Annotated in this window: 14 protein-coding genes and 1 pseudogene; 4 read left to right on the top strand and 11 right to left on the bottom strand. The window is 60.0% G+C overall.

All coding sequences use genetic code 11. The features are described 5' to 3' along the window. Positions 1 to 3: 3 nt before the first annotated feature. The gene (locus NHAM_RS05070; protein WP_011509538.1) at positions 4 to 1,152 is read right to left on the bottom strand and encodes an efflux RND transporter periplasmic adaptor subunit; all 1,149 of its coding nucleotides are present in this window, start codon (positions 1,150 to 1,152) and stop codon (positions 4 to 6) included. 357 nt (positions 1,153 to 1,509) lie between these two features. On the opposite strand from NHAM_RS05070, the gene NHAM_RS24600 reads away from it, so the two are divergent. Next, positions 1,510 to 1,758, top strand: a complete 249-nt coding sequence (locus NHAM_RS24600) for a transposase (protein ID WP_081434955.1) — start codon at positions 1,510 to 1,512, stop codon at positions 1,756 to 1,758. Positions 1,759 to 2,038: 280 nt separating this feature from the next. Here the strand turns inward: NHAM_RS24600 and NHAM_RS05065 are convergent, their stop codons facing one another. The 8 genes from NHAM_RS05065 to NHAM_RS05030 all read right to left on the bottom strand — a co-directional run bounded on the left by NHAM_RS05065 (position 2,039) and on the right by NHAM_RS05030 (position 9,927). Then, positions 2,039 to 3,181, bottom strand: a complete 1,143-nt coding sequence (locus tag NHAM_RS05065) for a TatD family hydrolase (protein WP_011509537.1) — start codon at positions 3,179 to 3,181, stop codon at positions 2,039 to 2,041. After that, entirely contained in the window at positions 3,178 to 3,657 is a 480-nt protein-coding gene (locus NHAM_RS05060) for a c-type cytochrome (RefSeq protein ID WP_011509536.1), read from the bottom strand. Before NHAM_RS05060 ends, NHAM_RS05065 begins: the two co-directional genes overlap by 4 nt. Before the next feature lie 118 nt (positions 3,658 to 3,775). Beyond that, entirely contained in the window at positions 3,776 to 5,203 is a 1,428-nt protein-coding gene (locus NHAM_RS05055; RefSeq protein ID WP_011509535.1) for a PQQ-dependent sugar dehydrogenase, read from the bottom strand. Between the two features lie 141 nt (positions 5,204 to 5,344). Next, on the bottom strand, positions 5,345 to 5,671 hold the full coding sequence (locus NHAM_RS05050; protein WP_157043537.1) for a DUF6220 domain-containing protein: 327 nt from the start codon (positions 5,669 to 5,671) through the stop codon (positions 5,345 to 5,347). Positions 5,672 to 5,745: 74 nt separating this feature from the next. Further along, a complete protein-coding gene (locus NHAM_RS05045; RefSeq protein ID WP_011509533.1) occupies positions 5,746 to 6,651 on the bottom strand; it encodes an EboA domain-containing protein in 906 nt (301 codons plus the stop codon). Between the two features lie 8 nt (positions 6,652 to 6,659). After that, positions 6,660 to 7,538: a UbiA family prenyltransferase gene (locus tag NHAM_RS05040; protein WP_011509532.1), complete on the bottom strand. Its 879-nt coding sequence runs from the start codon at positions 7,536 to 7,538 to the stop codon at positions 6,660 to 6,662. Beyond that, complete coding sequence (gene eboE / locus NHAM_RS05035) at positions 7,535 to 8,737, bottom strand: metabolite traffic protein EboE (RefSeq protein ID WP_011509531.1); 1,203 nt, start codon at positions 8,735 to 8,737, stop codon at positions 7,535 to 7,537. Before eboE ends, NHAM_RS05040 begins: the two co-directional genes overlap by 4 nt. Continuing rightward, positions 8,734 to 9,927 carry a 3-dehydroquinate synthase gene (locus NHAM_RS05030; RefSeq protein ID WP_011509530.1) on the bottom strand — a complete coding sequence of 398 codons (1,194 nt, stop codon included), beginning with the start codon at positions 9,925 to 9,927 and terminating at the stop codon, positions 8,734 to 8,736. The genes eboE and NHAM_RS05030 overlap by 4 nt, the downstream gene beginning before the upstream one ends. A 278-nt stretch (positions 9,928 to 10,205) precedes the next feature. Between NHAM_RS05030 and NHAM_RS05025 the strand changes: the two genes are divergently transcribed. Further along, complete coding sequence (locus NHAM_RS05025) at positions 10,206 to 11,585, top strand: nucleotide pyrophosphatase/phosphodiesterase family protein (RefSeq protein ID WP_011509529.1); 1,380 nt, start codon at positions 10,206 to 10,208, stop codon at positions 11,583 to 11,585. A gap of 269 nt (positions 11,586 to 11,854) precedes the next feature. Continuing rightward, positions 11,855 to 13,348, top strand: a complete 1,494-nt coding sequence (locus NHAM_RS05020) for an MFS transporter (RefSeq protein WP_011509528.1) — start codon at positions 11,855 to 11,857, stop codon at positions 13,346 to 13,348. A gap of 232 nt (positions 13,349 to 13,580) precedes the next feature. Here the strand turns inward: NHAM_RS05020 and NHAM_RS05015 are convergent, their stop codons facing one another. Next, positions 13,581 to 14,381, bottom strand: a complete 801-nt coding sequence (locus tag NHAM_RS05015; protein ID WP_041358781.1) for an AMP nucleosidase — start codon at positions 14,379 to 14,381, stop codon at positions 13,581 to 13,583. A gap of 329 nt (positions 14,382 to 14,710) precedes the next feature. Continuing rightward, positions 14,711 to 15,004, bottom strand: coding sequence for a GYD domain-containing protein (locus tag NHAM_RS05010; protein WP_011509526.1), 294 nt, complete (start codon positions 15,002 to 15,004; stop codon positions 14,711 to 14,713). Between the two features lie 349 nt (positions 15,005 to 15,353). Here NHAM_RS05010 and NHAM_RS24595 point away from each other — a divergent pair. Further along, positions 15,354 to 15,539 (top strand): annotated as a pseudogene (locus NHAM_RS24595) (hypothetical protein); the annotation flags it as partial. Between the last annotated feature and the right edge of the window lie 39 nt (positions 15,540 to 15,578).

The following is a 15,578-nucleotide window of genomic DNA, read 5'->3' as shown; positions in this document are numbered from 1 at the left end:
GGGTTATCTCCCCGCAGGCGTTGATGAAGCCGGCGCCGGCGCTACCACAAGATTTGGCCGCACCCGCTGGATTCCCTCCACGATGACCCGTTCGCCCGGCTTCAAACCATCGACCACCGCGGCGACGTCAGGGGTTGATTGCCCCAGCTTCACGCGGCGTTGCTCGGCCACATTCTTGTCATTGACCACGAAGACATAGTCACCCTGCTGGTCGGACAGAATCGCGGCGCGCGGGATAGCCAGCACCTTGAGCGGCTCGACAGCCTCAAGCGATACGGTAACAAACTCATCGTCCGTCAATTCGTGAAGCTTGCTCTCTCCGACCGTCTGAATCACCGGATTGGCGATTGTACCGCGCAAGGTGATGGTGTCTGTGTCCCTGGCGACGCCGATATCGACGAAACCGAGCTTGCCGGTCTGACCGTACATTTCCCCATTGGGCAAGCGCACGCGAATTTTGACGGCGTCAAAGCCACCCTTGCCGGCATATCGATCCCTTAGTTCAAGGACGCGGCGCACCGAGACGGGAAAGGTCACGTACATGGGATCCGGGCTGACAATCGTCGCCAAGGTACCGCTGGTGGGGCTGACGACGTTACCGACCGTGATCGAGGTTCGGCCAATGCGGCCGTCGATCGGCGCTTTTATTTCGGTGTAATCGAGATTAATCTGCGATTGATGGAGCTGCGCCTGCGCGGCCTTCACCTGCGCTGCCGCCGTGCGCTGCGCCGCCAGCGCGCTGTCGGCCGTGACCTGGGTACCGGAATTTTTCCGCAACAGTTCCTGCGCACGGGAAAGCGCTAGATCGGCGTTCTCAAGTTGAGCCTGAGCCTGAGCAACAGCCGCTTCTTTAGCCTCGACGTCGGCTTCGAACGGCGCCCGCTCAAGCCGATACAGAAGCTGGCCCTTCTTGACGTCCGCGCCTTCCGTAAAGAGACGTTCGTTCAAAAACGCTGTTACACGCGCAACCAGATCAACGCGATCCCTGGCCTGAATGCGACCGTTGATTTCCGTGCTCTCCGCCATCGGTTTGAATTCAGCCGTAACAACTCCTACCGCCGGGGGTGCACCAGAGCTCACTTGCGCAACCGCAGATGTCGTCAACAGAAATGTTCCAGCAACGATGATTTTGACCGACGGGAGGGCGTGCATAGCTGTTATATTCCTCTGGCAATCGGACCCGTAGGACGTCGTCGATGCCGCCGCGGCGGTATCGGCTCAAGTCTAAACACGGACGGAAACGAATAGCTAAAGTGCTTGCGGTTTTTCTTAAATCGTACGGTGGCCGCTTGGGATTGTGAACCCTATTCAGAGCAGAGCGCGAATAAATAACGAATAACGCGCGAGAGCAGGATGGATGTCCCTGCTAGCGGAATAATGCGTGAAGAAAACGCGTCAAATTAAAATCTCTGATTCCATCAGACGCGAAAAGGCTCTGGTCCTCCCTTAAGTCACCCCCTAAGTCCCCTTCTAAGCCCCGGGGCTTATCCCTTACCATCGGCACGCCCCATCGTTCCTCGGCAACGCGAAGGTTATCGGCAACGGCTCAGCGAGGCGGATAAACGACGGATCGCCGGGGGAGAGATGCAACCTGGCGCAGGCGTCGCGGAGGTCGCGCGTCGTTACGGCATTGATCGCCGTGTTCTGCGTCGATGGAGGCAAGAGCTGGCAGCATTGGTGCCGCCGCAGTTCGTCACCGTCCAGATCACCAATGCGCCATCTCGTCCGGCGCCCAACGCTGCGGAGACCGCGTCATGACGACTTTGCTCCCTTCGAACGTGAAGGTGCATCTGGCGGCGGGTTTCATCGATATGCGGAAGGGCATGCCACGGCCACCGTGCCGCCGATACCTCCTCCTGGGATGCACTTGCGGGGGTGGTCCTGTGCGGTAAATTGACGACTTCAGTACAACGTCGGTAAGCGTCAATTCGTATCACGGGGTTTATCCGTATCTGCTTCGGTATCTGACCATCGATCAGCCGAACCATGTATCGAGCGCGGGCATGGGCCTAGAAGCTCTTGTTAGCTCGCTGACTATTCAGGTGATTTGCAGTTCGTCCGCGCCGCGGCGCGGCTGCTCGATACGGGGCGTCTGACCGCCGCGCAGCACCGAGTTGCCTTCGTAGAGCGTGCGCTGATCGATCGCCGATGGCGCCAGCCAGTGCTCCTCCTTCATTTCGGCATTCAAGCCGTAGACTTTCAGCGCGTTGCCATAGACCACCTGATGAATGGCTTCGGCGCTGATGCCGTGTTGCGCCATCAGGCGCGCGGTCTTGGCGACCGCGAGCGGATCCGATACGCCCCAATCACACGCGGAATCCACGATCAGGCGCTCCGGGCCATAGTTCTCGACGATCGCCGCCATCCGCTTGCTGCCCATCTTAGTATTGGGATAAATCGAAAACGCGCACCAATACCCGCGATCGCGAACCTCGCGAATGGTCTCTTCATTGTTATGGTCGATGACGCAACGCGCCGGGTCGAAGCCATGCTCTTTTAGCACGTCCATGGTTCGTAACGTGCCCGGCCGCTTGTCGCGATGCGGCGTGTGAATCATGATCGGAAGCTCAAACTCCTTGGCGAGTTCGATCTGCGCCCGCAACGCTTTGTCTTCGAGCGGAGTCTGCTCGTCGTAACCCAGTTCGCCCATGGCCACGACGCCTTCCTTGACCAGAAAGCGCGGCAGCACATCGATCACCGCTTCAGCCAGAGCTTCGTTATTGGCTTCCTTGGGATTGAGCCCGATCGTGCAGTAATGGCGAATGCCGAACTGGCCGGCGCGAAAGCGCTCGAAACCCGAGATCAGCGAGAAATAGTCAATGAAGCTGCCGACATTGGTTCGCGGCTGCCCGAGCCAGAACGCCGGCTCGATGACTGCGACCACGCCGGCCTTGGCCATCGCTTCATAATCGTCGGTGGTGCGCGAGATCATGTGCGCGTGCGAATCGATGATTATGCCCATGGGGCTGACGCCGCTGGAGGGCTGCGCGGCTGCAGCCGCCTGGGTGGGCACACGTCCTTGCGCCAGTCTCTGTACATCGTCCAACAGCCGCGCCAGCTTCTCGGGCGTCAGCCGGCCGTTGCAGCAGGGGCAGTTCAGCGTGGTGTCTCCGAGCAGTTCTTTTAAGGAGTCGGAATCACACGCGAAGGCACCAGGGAACGATGAGCCGATCGTGGTCATTTATCGAGTGTTCTCACATAAGCGATGATTTTCAGTATCTGGTCCTGCTGCATGCCGCGGCGGAAGAACGACTGCATCGCGCCGCTGGCGCCGCCATAGATGATGGAGAACATGCCGGGGTCGGTCAGTGCTTGCGGATAAACGACGTCTTTACCGACCAGGGTCGGGCCCATCTTTCCGGTGCCGTCGGCTCCATGGCAGATAATACAATTCGCCGTATACAGTTTTTTGCCCTCGGCGATGGCGTCGGCATTCCCTCTGTACTCATTGACGCCGGTCGCCTTGAAATTTTTCACCGCCGGCGTCTCAATCTCGCCGGCCTGCAGCGGGAACGTCATGGGCGAATTGTCCAGCGGACTCTTGAAGTCCACCAGATCACCGGCCGCTGCCGGCAACAGACCGAGCGCACCCGCTATTACTGTTACCGCCAACGCCAACAGCGACACGCGAGAGGCTGAGAGGAGTTTCAATTGCATCGATCGGCGTCCTGACTGGCGAGAGCATCGTCAAGCACGGCTCTCAAAACTAGCATCACCCGCTACCATCGCCCGCAGGATGTGCGGGCGATGGTAACTGTTAGCTCGCGAGGGGCAGTTACTTTTGGTTACTTTTTGTCTTCGCGACCTCCATGTCGGGCGTAACCTTGTCGGCAGGTATGATGCGCCAGAGCGCGCCCACCGGATTGGCATTCGGCCCCTTGTCGTCGGTGTAGAAGCAGTAGCAGTTGGTTGCGAGCACGAAGCCGTCGGCATCGACATTGCCGGCAGTAAACTGCAACTGGGTCTGCATGAACTCCTGCATCTGCCACTTGTTGGCGCTGCTATCCCAGGCCACGCCGAACAGACGGCCGGAACACCAGTCTCCGACCAGATAGGTCTTGTTCATGCCGCCGTAATTGGCGACGCCAAGTCCCTGGGCCGAACATCCGGTACCCTCTTTGGCCTTGGGGCCGGTCTCGAACGGCTGGTCGTGGGGGTATTCCGCCGCCGGCAACACGCCGACGATCGGGCACTTCTGATCTTCCGACAGCGCCGGGTGGCAATATGAGCCCTGGTTGAACTTCCAGCCGTAGTTTTCTCCACCCTTCGACGCCGCCGGCTGGTAGTCGATCTCCTCCCAGTGGTTCTGTCCGACATCGGCGATGAACAGGTCACCCGACTTCTGGTCGAAGTGGAACATGTAGGGATTGCGCAGGCCGTAAGCCCAGATCTCCGGACGCGAACCGATTTTGTTTTGCGCAAAACCCTGCTCGTTGATGCCAAACAGCGACATCAGTTGAGCCTTGTCCGCCTTGGCGAACGGATTGTCCTTTGGAATGGCGTAAGCCACATCATCCGGCGTATCGACGTCGATACGCAGCAGCTTGCCCCAGAGCACATTGATGTTCTGCCCGGCATTGAGCGGATCGCCTTCCCAGCCGGCGTCACCCTTGCCGATGTACAATTTGCCGTCGGGGCCGAACGCGATCATGCCGCCGTAGTGATTGTAGTAGGGCTGCGGGATGTTCATCAGAACCTTGATGCTCTTGGTGAGCTGTTCCGATGTGACATGGTTCGGGCTCTTGGGATCGACGGTGATCCGCGCGATGATGGAAGCGCCGTTGAACGGCAGCGACGCGTAGTGGACAAAGACGTAACCGTTGTCCTTGAACTTGGGATGAAATGCGATCGACCACAGTCCCTGCTCGACAAACCCGGTCTGCACGTCCGAACCAAGCGGATTGAAATTGGTGAGATCGATGAACGGCTCAGGCAGCACCTTGCCGTCCTTGCCGACGATCCTGACGCGGCCGGCGCGTTCGACCACGAAGATACGCCCGGAGCCGTCATTGGCTGCGGTCACGCCGACCGGATCATGAAATCCGTCAGCTACCTTAACGAGCGCCAATTTCTGGGCGCCTGGAATTTTTCCACCTGGTTTTGCAACATCTGCCGGACCTGCCGGCACCTGCTGTGCATAGGCAGCAGCAGGTATCACCATTGTTGTCGCCGCCAAAACGGCAGCGAGCGCCATCGCTCTCATGATGATTGCTCCTCGTTCTATTCGTTTCTGGGCCTCAAATTTTTTCGAGTTTCACTTACGTTCACCTCAAACGATATCGGGTCCACGCAAACTTGCAACAGGAAGATTTTTCAATCAGCGCTGCGAATGCGGAGAGAGATGTCATGCGTCATTCCAACCGAGCGTCAACGCGGTCGCGACGACCAGCATCACCGCACCATTGACCGCATGAAGTCCGACGCCAATCGGCAGGCGGCCATCGAGCGCGCGGTGAACAAGAACGTATTGCAACGCAATCTGCGCAATCAGGAGCGACGCCAGCGAGAGTCGGCCGATACGTGGCTTCCCGCAAAACCAGGCTAATAGCGGTAACGGCAAGACCAGCCATTGGAAAAAGCTGATCCATATCTTGTGATAGTCCCACCAATCCGGCGCTGTCAGTGACGACATGCCCGCGATAAAAAATTGAATAAGAATGGCAACGGCCAACAACCCCGATAGAATTTTCAGGAGCCGATTCGCGATGGCTGGAAGGCGGCCGGTCGCGACATCACGGCTTTCGTTCATGCCAGATCCCGCCAGCTAATTTTCTCCAGTTCTAGTCTCTCTTGAAGTTTCGCAATCTCTTGTATCGGCACACCTTGCATCAGCAGACCTTCAATCCGCGACGATCCCCGCAGCGCCAGTACGATCGCGAGGCGCTCTCTAACGCTTCCCGCATTCCAGCCATGCGCGAGCGCAGTAAAGCCTTCGCCGTCGTAGTGCGGGGCGACGCATCGCCATAGCTCCCCGCTGACTGGGCGGTCGGCCGCCCAACGCTCCTGCGCCAGTCCCACCAGCATGCGCGCGAGACGGGGGTTGGCGCGTTCATCCAGTCCCTGGATCGGCCAGAGCGTCGAGCCGATAAAGAATGCTTTCACCACCATCTGGTTCCAGGAGTCTTCCGCAAAAGACTCCAGGGGATACGGATTGCGATGGGCAACGGCTTCGAACACCGGCTTCATGCCGGAGCGCACCGCTTCGCGCGCACGCGGCTCGTTCAACGCGGCGTTGGGATAAAGCGGAAGCCCGCGACACAGCGCAATCAATTCATTGATTTCAGCGGTGGTGCAGAAGCTGTCGAACCGCGCCGCAAAGGCGGCATCGTCGCCGCCATAACTGCGGACCATCAGCGCGACCCGCGCCAGTTGATCGATGCTCCAGTCGCTGAGATCAAGACCCGGACGCAATGCTTCCGCGCGCGCCAGATCCGTCGCCGGCAGCGCCAGATCGGCCTTGCCCAGTCGTCGCGGCGCCAGACCGATCGCCACGCTCAGCGGCCGTTCGGTCGTGGCCGTTGCCACCTCGCTGAGGGCCCCGCGAAACCAGGCGGCGCCGCGCTCGTCGGTCCGTTCGGCGATCCAGCCGTCGGCCAATGCGAGAAATTCATTCAGCGTCTCTTGGGGTCGGCGGGATTCGAAAGCAGGCATGACACCCCTCATGTGCCGGGAATCGACCTCTGGAAAAGCCGTGTCAGCGGATAGCCCAGCGCGCAGACCGCGACGATAACGAACCCGCCTCCGGCAGCGGCAATCGCCAGTGCATCGACCAGACAAATCGCCGCGATCAATCCGGACACCGCCAACGGCACGCCACGCTGGACCGGCCGCTTCGCCAGCAACCAGATCGCAAATGCGTCGGCCGCCAACAGCAGGACAAAAGCCGCAACAATGATCCATCCGCTGAACAGAACCGGCAGCGCCACAAACAACGGCACGGCGAGCAGCGCCAGCGGCCAAAGTTTCCCAACGCGGTCGAGGCTCTCCTGTTTGGCCGCATAGGTAATGCCGGCAACATGACACGCCAACGCGACGGCGCCGACGATCATCGGGTTCGAAATGCCGCCGGTCACTGCAACGCCGGTTCCGACGTAGACCAGCGCACGGCACAATCCCATCACGACGGGACTGAGCGCATTACCTTTATGCCAGACATCATAGAGCACGATCACGCTGCCCAGCAGCAGGCCGCACAGGACCGCACCGGTCCCGAACGTCATCATCAGCATGACGCCGAGCACCAGCAGGCCAAAGCCGATCGACAACACCGAGCCGGCGCTAATTTTGCCGGCATCGATCGGCCGGCCGGGGCGCTCGCGCGCGTCGATGGCGCGGTCGAAATAATCGTTGAGATACATGCCGCCGACATAGAACGCGGTCATAGCGAGGATAATCGGCACGATTTCAGTCGGGAACTGTGCGCCGCCGGCGATGATGGAGCCCGCCAGAACGTTGGTCCACACCGTCGGCACGTTGGAAACCCGGCCGAGACGCAACAAGGTCGACAAACCGGGCATCGTGGTGACAGTCGCACTCATCCGACCAGTTCCTTGACGCAGAACGAAATCTCGCGCGCGATATCGGCGGCCTTGGATCCTGTTCGCAGTTTCTCCGGCAGCACGTCCCAGGTGTAGGTCTCGATTTCCAGATGGGACGATCGGGGTTTCCGACGGAGCGCCGCCAGCGTCGATACCAGATCGGCATGCGTCGATCCGATCTCGCCAAGGTCGGACAGAAACAGCGGCACATGGCAATGAATCCGCCATTCGCCGCGGGCGCGGCCCTCCTTGAACGCCGCGACGGCATCCGGCAAGTCAACATAGCGCGTCAGCCCTGACGGCCCGCGCACAATGGTCTGGTGCAGATACACACCATCGTCATAGCGCATCACCGCGTCGATCAGCGCATCGGCCATCGCAGGAACGCGCATCGCCGCGGAGAGCTGAACCTTCGGCACCGCAATGCCGGCCGCCAGCAGCCGGTCCAGCGCAGCAACCGGATCTTCATATTCGACCGATCCATGGCAGATATCGTAGCAGATACCGAGATGACGGCGCAGCATGGCTTCGGCGCCGCTGCGGTCTTCGCCAATGCCTGCCGCGAGCAGGTCGAGCGCCTCGGCCTGCAACAGGACGTCCTGGAAGAAGGCCAGGCTTTCATCTGTGGTTTCGAGGAAACAGCACGGTTCGGGTTCTAGTGCGAGGGCAATGCGCTTGCCGGTTCGCCGCTCGATCGTCACCAGATCGGCAACTGCCTGCATCAGGCCGGCAGCAATCGCGGCGACGGCGCCATGGGCGCGGCCATTGGGCTTGAACGCCCCGGGCACGGTAGAGATGCTGCCGTCAGTGCCGTCAGGCAGCACAGCGGCAAGCACGGCGGCGCTGTCGGCGGTGAACGCGATGCGCTCGGCGCTGCGCCAATCCGGCAGGTAGACATGCTCCTTGACGCGAACGCCATGGAAAGGACCGAACGGAAAGGCATTGATGGTGAAGACGTAGGCGCCGAGGTTGGCGAGCTGCTCGCGAAAGGCTGCCAACTGCTCCGGTTGCCGCGCCACGGCCGCGGCCTCACCCGACAGCCGCAAGCCGATTCCGAGCGGGCGATCCGGTGCTACCGCCGCCTTGATGGCGGGGACATGCGCATCGAGGCTGGCACGGATATCCGGCCAGCTCTCGCCGGCATGGATATTGGTGCAGTAGGTCAGGTTTACATTGCCTGCAAGCTGGTCGACTTTCATCGGGCTTGCGCCTGTTGCCGCAGCCAGTCGATGCTGCTCCCGACCAATTCCGCATGCATCTCGTGCACTTCGATGCCACGGCCAATGTCCGAGAGCAGCGTGACGGTCAGTTCGCCACCGAGATGTTCCTGGAAATCCGCCAACCCCTGCAGCAAGGCGAGTTCGCCCTTGGCATTCCGCTGTCGCAGCGCGTCATGCCACAGCGTGAAGCCCAGCCGCTTGAGAACATCAAGCACGCGCCGGTCTTCGCCTTCCGCCAGCAATCCGGTCACAACCGAATAGCGGGTATCGAGCGCGATACCGATCGCGACCGCTTCACCATGGTTGACGTCATTGCGCGTGAGACATTCGAGCTTGTGGGCGGACCAATGGCCGAAATCCAGCGGCCTCGCCGACCCGGTTTCGAATGGATCGCCGCCGAACCTGATCTGGCGCATGTGCAATTCCGCGCAATCCTTGATCAGGCGATCGAGATGGGGCGGCGAAAATTGCGCCAGCGCCGCTGTGTTGCTTTCAATCCAGCGAAAGAAATTGCCGTCGCGGATCAGCGCCACCTTCACCGCCTCGGCCATCCCGGCGCGTTTTTCGCGCGGCGGCAACGCGTCGATAAAGGCACTGTCGTTGATGATGGCCCAGGGCGGCGCGAAGGTGCCCACCAGATTTTTCAGGCCCAGCGCATTGACGGCGTTCTTGACACCGACGCCGCTGTCGTCCTGCGCCAGCACTGTGGTTGGGAAACGGATATGGCGAACGCCCCGGTGAAAAATTGCCGCCGCATAGCCGACCGCGTCCAACACCGCCCCGCCGCCGATCGCGATCACGAAGGAGTGTCGGTCGATCGCGAGTTCGGAGAATTTTCCCAATAGGTGTGAAACCGTATCGGGATCGTTCTTGCAGCGCTCCCCACCGGGCACGGCGACCGGCTCGCCGACAATTCTGAGATGCTTGGCGTGGAACGACGCGTAATCCGCGATCCGTTCCGGAAGATCCGGCATGGCGGACAGCACGCCCTCATCAATGAAAATACCGCAGCGGTGAAGCTTGCCGCCCTCCCGGCGCGTCAGGACGTCGATCAGGCTGCGATTGCCGGAACTGAAGGCGTCGCGCGTGAACACGATAGGATATTCGTAAGCAATGGTGAACGACTGCACGCGAACGTCGTTCATCGTGTTCGACGGTGTGTCGAGCATGACATTCTTCCTGATACGCACTTTATCTTGTTCAAGACTCGATCTTGCTCAAGACTCGTCCCGTCCAAGAAACGGCGGCATCACTCGCTTTGGACACTGGCAATTCCAACAGCACCGCCAGTGCCGCGGCTATATTCTCTCAATCAACAAGGTTGCCACTTCACGGATGGACTTGGCAAGCTAGTTTGCGCGGCAGAAAAAACTGCAACGATGACGCTGTCGGTTCGAACTACGACCAAAGACCAAGAATATGCGAACTACCGTTTTGGAGAGATAATTTGAAACCGGTTCTGGCGATGATCGTGGTCGGGCTGACGCCACGCCATCTGGGCACGCTGACCCCGCGGCTCTCAGCACTCGCCCGGGAAGGCGCGATGTCGGCGCTGCGAACCTTGACGCCTGCCGTGACGTGCAGCGTTCAGGCCACTTTCATGACCGGGCTGACGCCGCGCGGGCATGGTATCGTCGCCAATGGCTGGCTGTTCCGCGACCTGATGGAAGTGATGCTGTGGCGGCAATCCAACCGTCTGGTGGAAGGTGAAAAGGTTTGGGAGGCCGGAAAGCGGCGTGATCCGGCATTTACCTGCGCCAACATGTTCTGGTGGTACAACATGGCCTCAAGCCATGATTTTGGCGCAACGCCGCGGCCGATCTACAAGGCCGACGGGCGCAAACTGCCGGACTGCTATACCGTGCCGGACAGCCTGCGCAATCGCCTGACCGAACGGCTGGGGCCCTTTCCGCTGTTTCAATTCTGGGGACCGGCGACGACGATCGCATCCACCCGCTGGATCGCGGAGGCGACCAAGGTCGTGATGGTTGAGAACAATCCGACGCTGACCTTGGCCTATCTTCCCCATTTGGACTATGACCTGCAGCGCTACGGGCCAGATGAAACCCACGCCGCGGTCAGAAAATCTCTCGCCGAAATCGACGATGTTGCCGGCGACCTCGCGGATGCGGCGCGCGCCGGCGGGCGTTCCGTCGTGATCCTTTCCGAATACGGCATCACCAATGTCGATCGCCCGATCCACATTAACCGCGCGCTGCGCGACGCTGGCCTTATCGCCGTGCGGGAGGAAGACGGCGCCGAATTGCTCGATCCGATGGCGTCGAAAGCGTTCGCGGTCGCAGACCACCAGATCGCTCATATCTATGTGTCCGATCCGAACACACTGCCAAAAGTGCGGGAGGTGCTGCAGGGTCTTCCCGGCGTCGAGCGCGTTTATGGCGCCGCGGACAAATCCAGCCTCGATCTCGATCATCCGCGCTCGGGCGAATTGGTGGCGATCGCGGATGCGCGATCCTGGTTCACCTATTATTACTGGAACGACGACCGCCGCGCGCCGGATTTTGCCCGCACCGTCGAGATCCATCGCAAGCCCGGCTACGATCCGGTGGAACTGTTTCTCGATCCGGCCATCTCATCACCCAAGCTTGCGATCGGAAAGCGGCTGGCGATGCGCAAGCTGGGCTTCCGTACCCTTATGGATGTCATCCCGCTCGATGCAGCGCTGGTCAGGGGATCGCACGGCCGTGTCACCGACGATGCCCATGACGGGCCGCTTATTATCTCCGACCGTGCCGACCTGGTCGATGGCAGGAAGCTGGCGGCCACCGATGTGAAGTCGCTATTGCTGGATGCGGTTTTCAAATGACCCCGCGCCGAGAGTGGCTGTTCACCTATCGAGCGTCATGGCAAATTTTGCCCTGAGACTCAAACCGCAGGCTTCCGGACAAATCTTACAAACCTTCTTGTGAGCAACAAGCGCCTTGCGCCAAGAGCGGTCGCCTGCACGCTATTTCTCAGGTTCTGCGTGAGCGCCGATCGAAAGGATCGGACTGCCTACATCCAACCGTTGACTCCATGGCGGCTCGGCCTGCTCTCGCTGGTTCTCCTGGCGCACGCACCCTACATTGACTGCAAATGAGCAACGCCCTCCACGTTCCCTGCGACGCCGCGACCGCGCGAACAGCCGGAGGGACGCGTTCGCCCGCATACCCTCGCCTCGTTGTCGCGACGACGATCCTGGCATCGAGCTTGGCGTTCATCGATGGTTCGGTCGTGAACGTTGGACTACCGGCGATCGGTCGGAGTTTTGATGCAGACGCCAGCGGCCTGCAGTGGGTCGTCAATGCCTATTTGCTTCCCTTGAGCGCACTCCTTTTATTGGGAGGAGCAGCGGGAGACCGGTTCGGGCGACGCCGGCTCTTGATCGTGGGCGTTCTGCTGTTTGGGATCGCCTCTCTGGCTTGCGCGGTGGCGCCGACCCTTGTCTTGTTGCTGCTTGCTCGCTTCGTGCAGGGTGCGAGCGCCGCCATACTGATGCCGAACAGCCTCGCGATCCTGGGCCAGAGTTTCTCTGGAGAAGCGAAAGGTCGTGCGATCGGCATATGGGCAGCGGCCGGAGCCGCCGCGGGCGCGATCGGACCTATCCTTGGCGGGTGGCTCATCGATGCCGGCAGCTGGCGCCTTGTCTTTCTGATCAACGTTCCGTTGTCTATAGCCGCGATCTTGCTGGCGTCCTGCTACGTTGACAAGGACGTCGACGACACAGCCGGCCATCTCGACTGGTCAGGTGGAGCGCTGGCTACAGTTGGCTTGGGCCTTGCGACCTGGGCATTGACCGAAGGATCCGGACGAGCCTGGTCGCCTTCTGTCTTCGTCGCCCTGGGAGCGGGGTTGATCTTCTCGCTGCTCTTCCTGTCTGCGGAGCGACGGCTTGGCGACAGGGCCATGATGCCGCTCGCATTGTTCGGGTCCAGGAGCTTCGTCGGCCTCACGCTTTTGACACTCCTGCTGTACGGCGCTCTCGGCGGGTTGTTCGTGCTGGTACCCTATGTGCTGATTCAAGCAGGCGGATACACCGCGACGCAGGCCGGCGCCGCGCTCCTGCCCCTGCCGCTGGTCCTCGCCGTAGCATCGCCTGCCGCCGGTGCGCTGGCAGCCAAAGTAGGTCCACGATGGCTGCTGACCACAGGACCGGTCATCGTCGCGTCCGGCCTTCTCCTGATGCTGCGGATCGGGTCGGCCACAAGCTACTGGCTTGGGATGTTTCCCGCGATGGCCGTGGTTGCTTTGGGAATGGCCTGTGCGGTCGCGCCGCTCACAACAGCAGTTCTGATGTCCGTCGACAGCGGCCATACGGGTGCAGCATCCGGGCTGAACAGCGCAGCGGCGCGTACTGGCGGATTGGTTGCTACAGCCCTTGTAGGACCGGTGATAGCGTCATCCGGACCTGCTCTGCTTTCAGCTTTTGGTATCGCTGCAGCGATTGGCGCAGTCATCTGTTCGGTAGCAGCGGCGAGCGCCGCTATGCTGATTCGCCCGGGCAGGGAAACCCAGCCTTCTAATGGGATGGACGGCTCCCCCTCCACCATTCAGGCTGAGAGCCTGCGACAGGAAGAAGAACTGCAATGACTGTCGAGACGCTCGGTATCGATATCGCCAAGAACATGTTTCAACTTCACGGGGGTCAATCATCATGGCCGCGTCGTACTGAAGCGGGTGATCCGCGATCAGCTTCTCGACATTGTCGCGCAAGTCGAGCGCGATCGTGGTCGAATCCTGCACCGGCGCGTTCTACTGGTCGCGCAAGTTTGAGGCCCTCGGCCACCAGGTGAAGATCATCAGCCCGCGGCGTGCCGTCGCTTTATGCCTCATGCCCTGCATCGAAATCGTCTTCGAAACGCAAATGCTTCACGCTGCGGCCACGGCGCCGCACCAGCTTCAGGGCCTCTATCCCGACCTGGATATGCTTTTCGACATAGTTCGCGGTCACCACCTGATCCGACGCTTCGGTCTTCACGCCCTCGGGGATCATCGGCTGATCGGACACAAGAAGCAGCGCACCAGTCGAAATGCGGTTGGCAAATCCTGCAGCAAAGATTGTTGCAGTCTCCATGTCGATCGCCATGCTTCGTGTACGACGCAACAGATCCCTAAAGCGATCATCGTGTTCCCAGACGCGACGATTGGTCGTGTACACAGTACCTGTCCAATAATCGTGACCGAGATCGCGGATCATCGTTGACACCGCGCGTTGCAACTGGAACGCGGGCAACGCGGGGACCTCCAGTGGCAGGTAATCATTCGAGGTGCCTTCGCCGCGAATGGCCGCAATCGGTAGAATCAGGTCGCCGATTTGATTTTTGCGTTTCAACCCGCCACATTTGCCAAGAAACAATACGGCTTTCGGCGCAATGGCACTTAACAGATCCATCACGGTGGCAGCATTCGGGCTTCCCATGCCGAAGTTAATCAGAGTGATGCCATCGGCAGTCACGTTGGGCATCGGTCGATCTACGCCCTTTACCAAGCCGCCGTGCAGCGTGGCGAACCATTCGACGTAATTGTCGAAGTTGGTCAGGAGAACATATTCTCCGAATTCAGCAAGCGGCGTGCCGGTGTAACGCGGCAGCCAGTTTTCTACGATGTCCTTTTTCTCTTTCATTCCTTTGGTCTCATTTGGAGAGCGCAACAACATAGCTTGTCAAAGCTAGTGGATAGATCCGTTCCCTGTCCAATGTGAGCCACCTGGATTTGTCGGATTCCACTAATCCAGCGGGCGACGGGGATTCGTTGATACCGTTTGCCTACAACACCGGCAGGTGGCGATCTCTGGCCATCAGCCCCTCGAGGAAGTCGAGCGACACACCAAGCCCGCCAGTCGAAAGAGACGGCTGATGTGGCGATCACAAGACCTAAATAGTCAAATTGGTTTCGTCACGTGCCTGGTGACGCGGCGGCAGTTCTACGGATGCCGGTCAGTAATATCGGTTGTCAGAGCATCTTGCCGACAATCGTCGCCATTTCATCCGCCGAGAAAGCTCGCAACGATTCGGTGCGAACGTTGCCGAGCGCGCTAAGACTCAAGCTAAGCGACATGGCGGAAAACTCGTCTGGCGCTTCGACGATTGTCACGATGTCATACCGCCCCTGCGTCCAGAAGATGTCCTTCACGGTCACTCCAAACGTCTTCGCCATTTGCTTGAAGGCGTCTGCCCGCTTCGGGGAATCTTTGGCGTTGCGGACTCCCTGATCGGTAAACTTCGCAAGCACGACATTCGTTACCATGGTAATCCTCCCTAGTTAGGACCCTGTGCAACTTGGCGTGAGGCAGCTGTGCTGCGCTTTTTCCAGCAGCTCCAGCAGAATTTATCTATATCATAGTTCGCATGCCAATGGTTGGTTTGCCGTTCTTGTTATCACTTGGAAGCGGTTCAACGCTCGGAACGCATGTTGGCGTCGCCCGCCCGGTATGCCCAAACGAAGCGGCAGTAGTCACTAACGCCGTTGGTCCGGACGCGGAAGTCATCGCGTTGGCGCCTTACAGAGGCCTTGGTGGCGATATTTGCTCGGCGCTCAAATAAGAAAGGCCCGGCAGCGATGCCGGACCTTTCTACATTAGCTACGCGTCGATCTCGACGACGACGGCTGTATGGAGGTAACCGTTCTCAAGGGGTCAAGCGGAAACGTGCAGCACTTCGTCGATCGGACTCGCGCCGAGCATGGCGTCCGCTATGGCCGCGTGCCAACGATCCCGACCTCGGCTAAAATGAAGCACTGCCCGAAGGCACCTTCGCAAATCTGTCAGCTATTGATCGGCTGATCAATCGCGCTCGCAGCCAAGGTCATACAACCCGCCATG

The sequence above is a fragment of the Nitrobacter hamburgensis X14 genome (assembly GCF_000013885.1).
Taxonomy (GTDB): domain Bacteria; phylum Pseudomonadota; class Alphaproteobacteria; order Rhizobiales; family Xanthobacteraceae; genus Nitrobacter; species Nitrobacter hamburgensis.
This window is presented reverse-complemented; position numbering and strand designations above follow the sequence as displayed.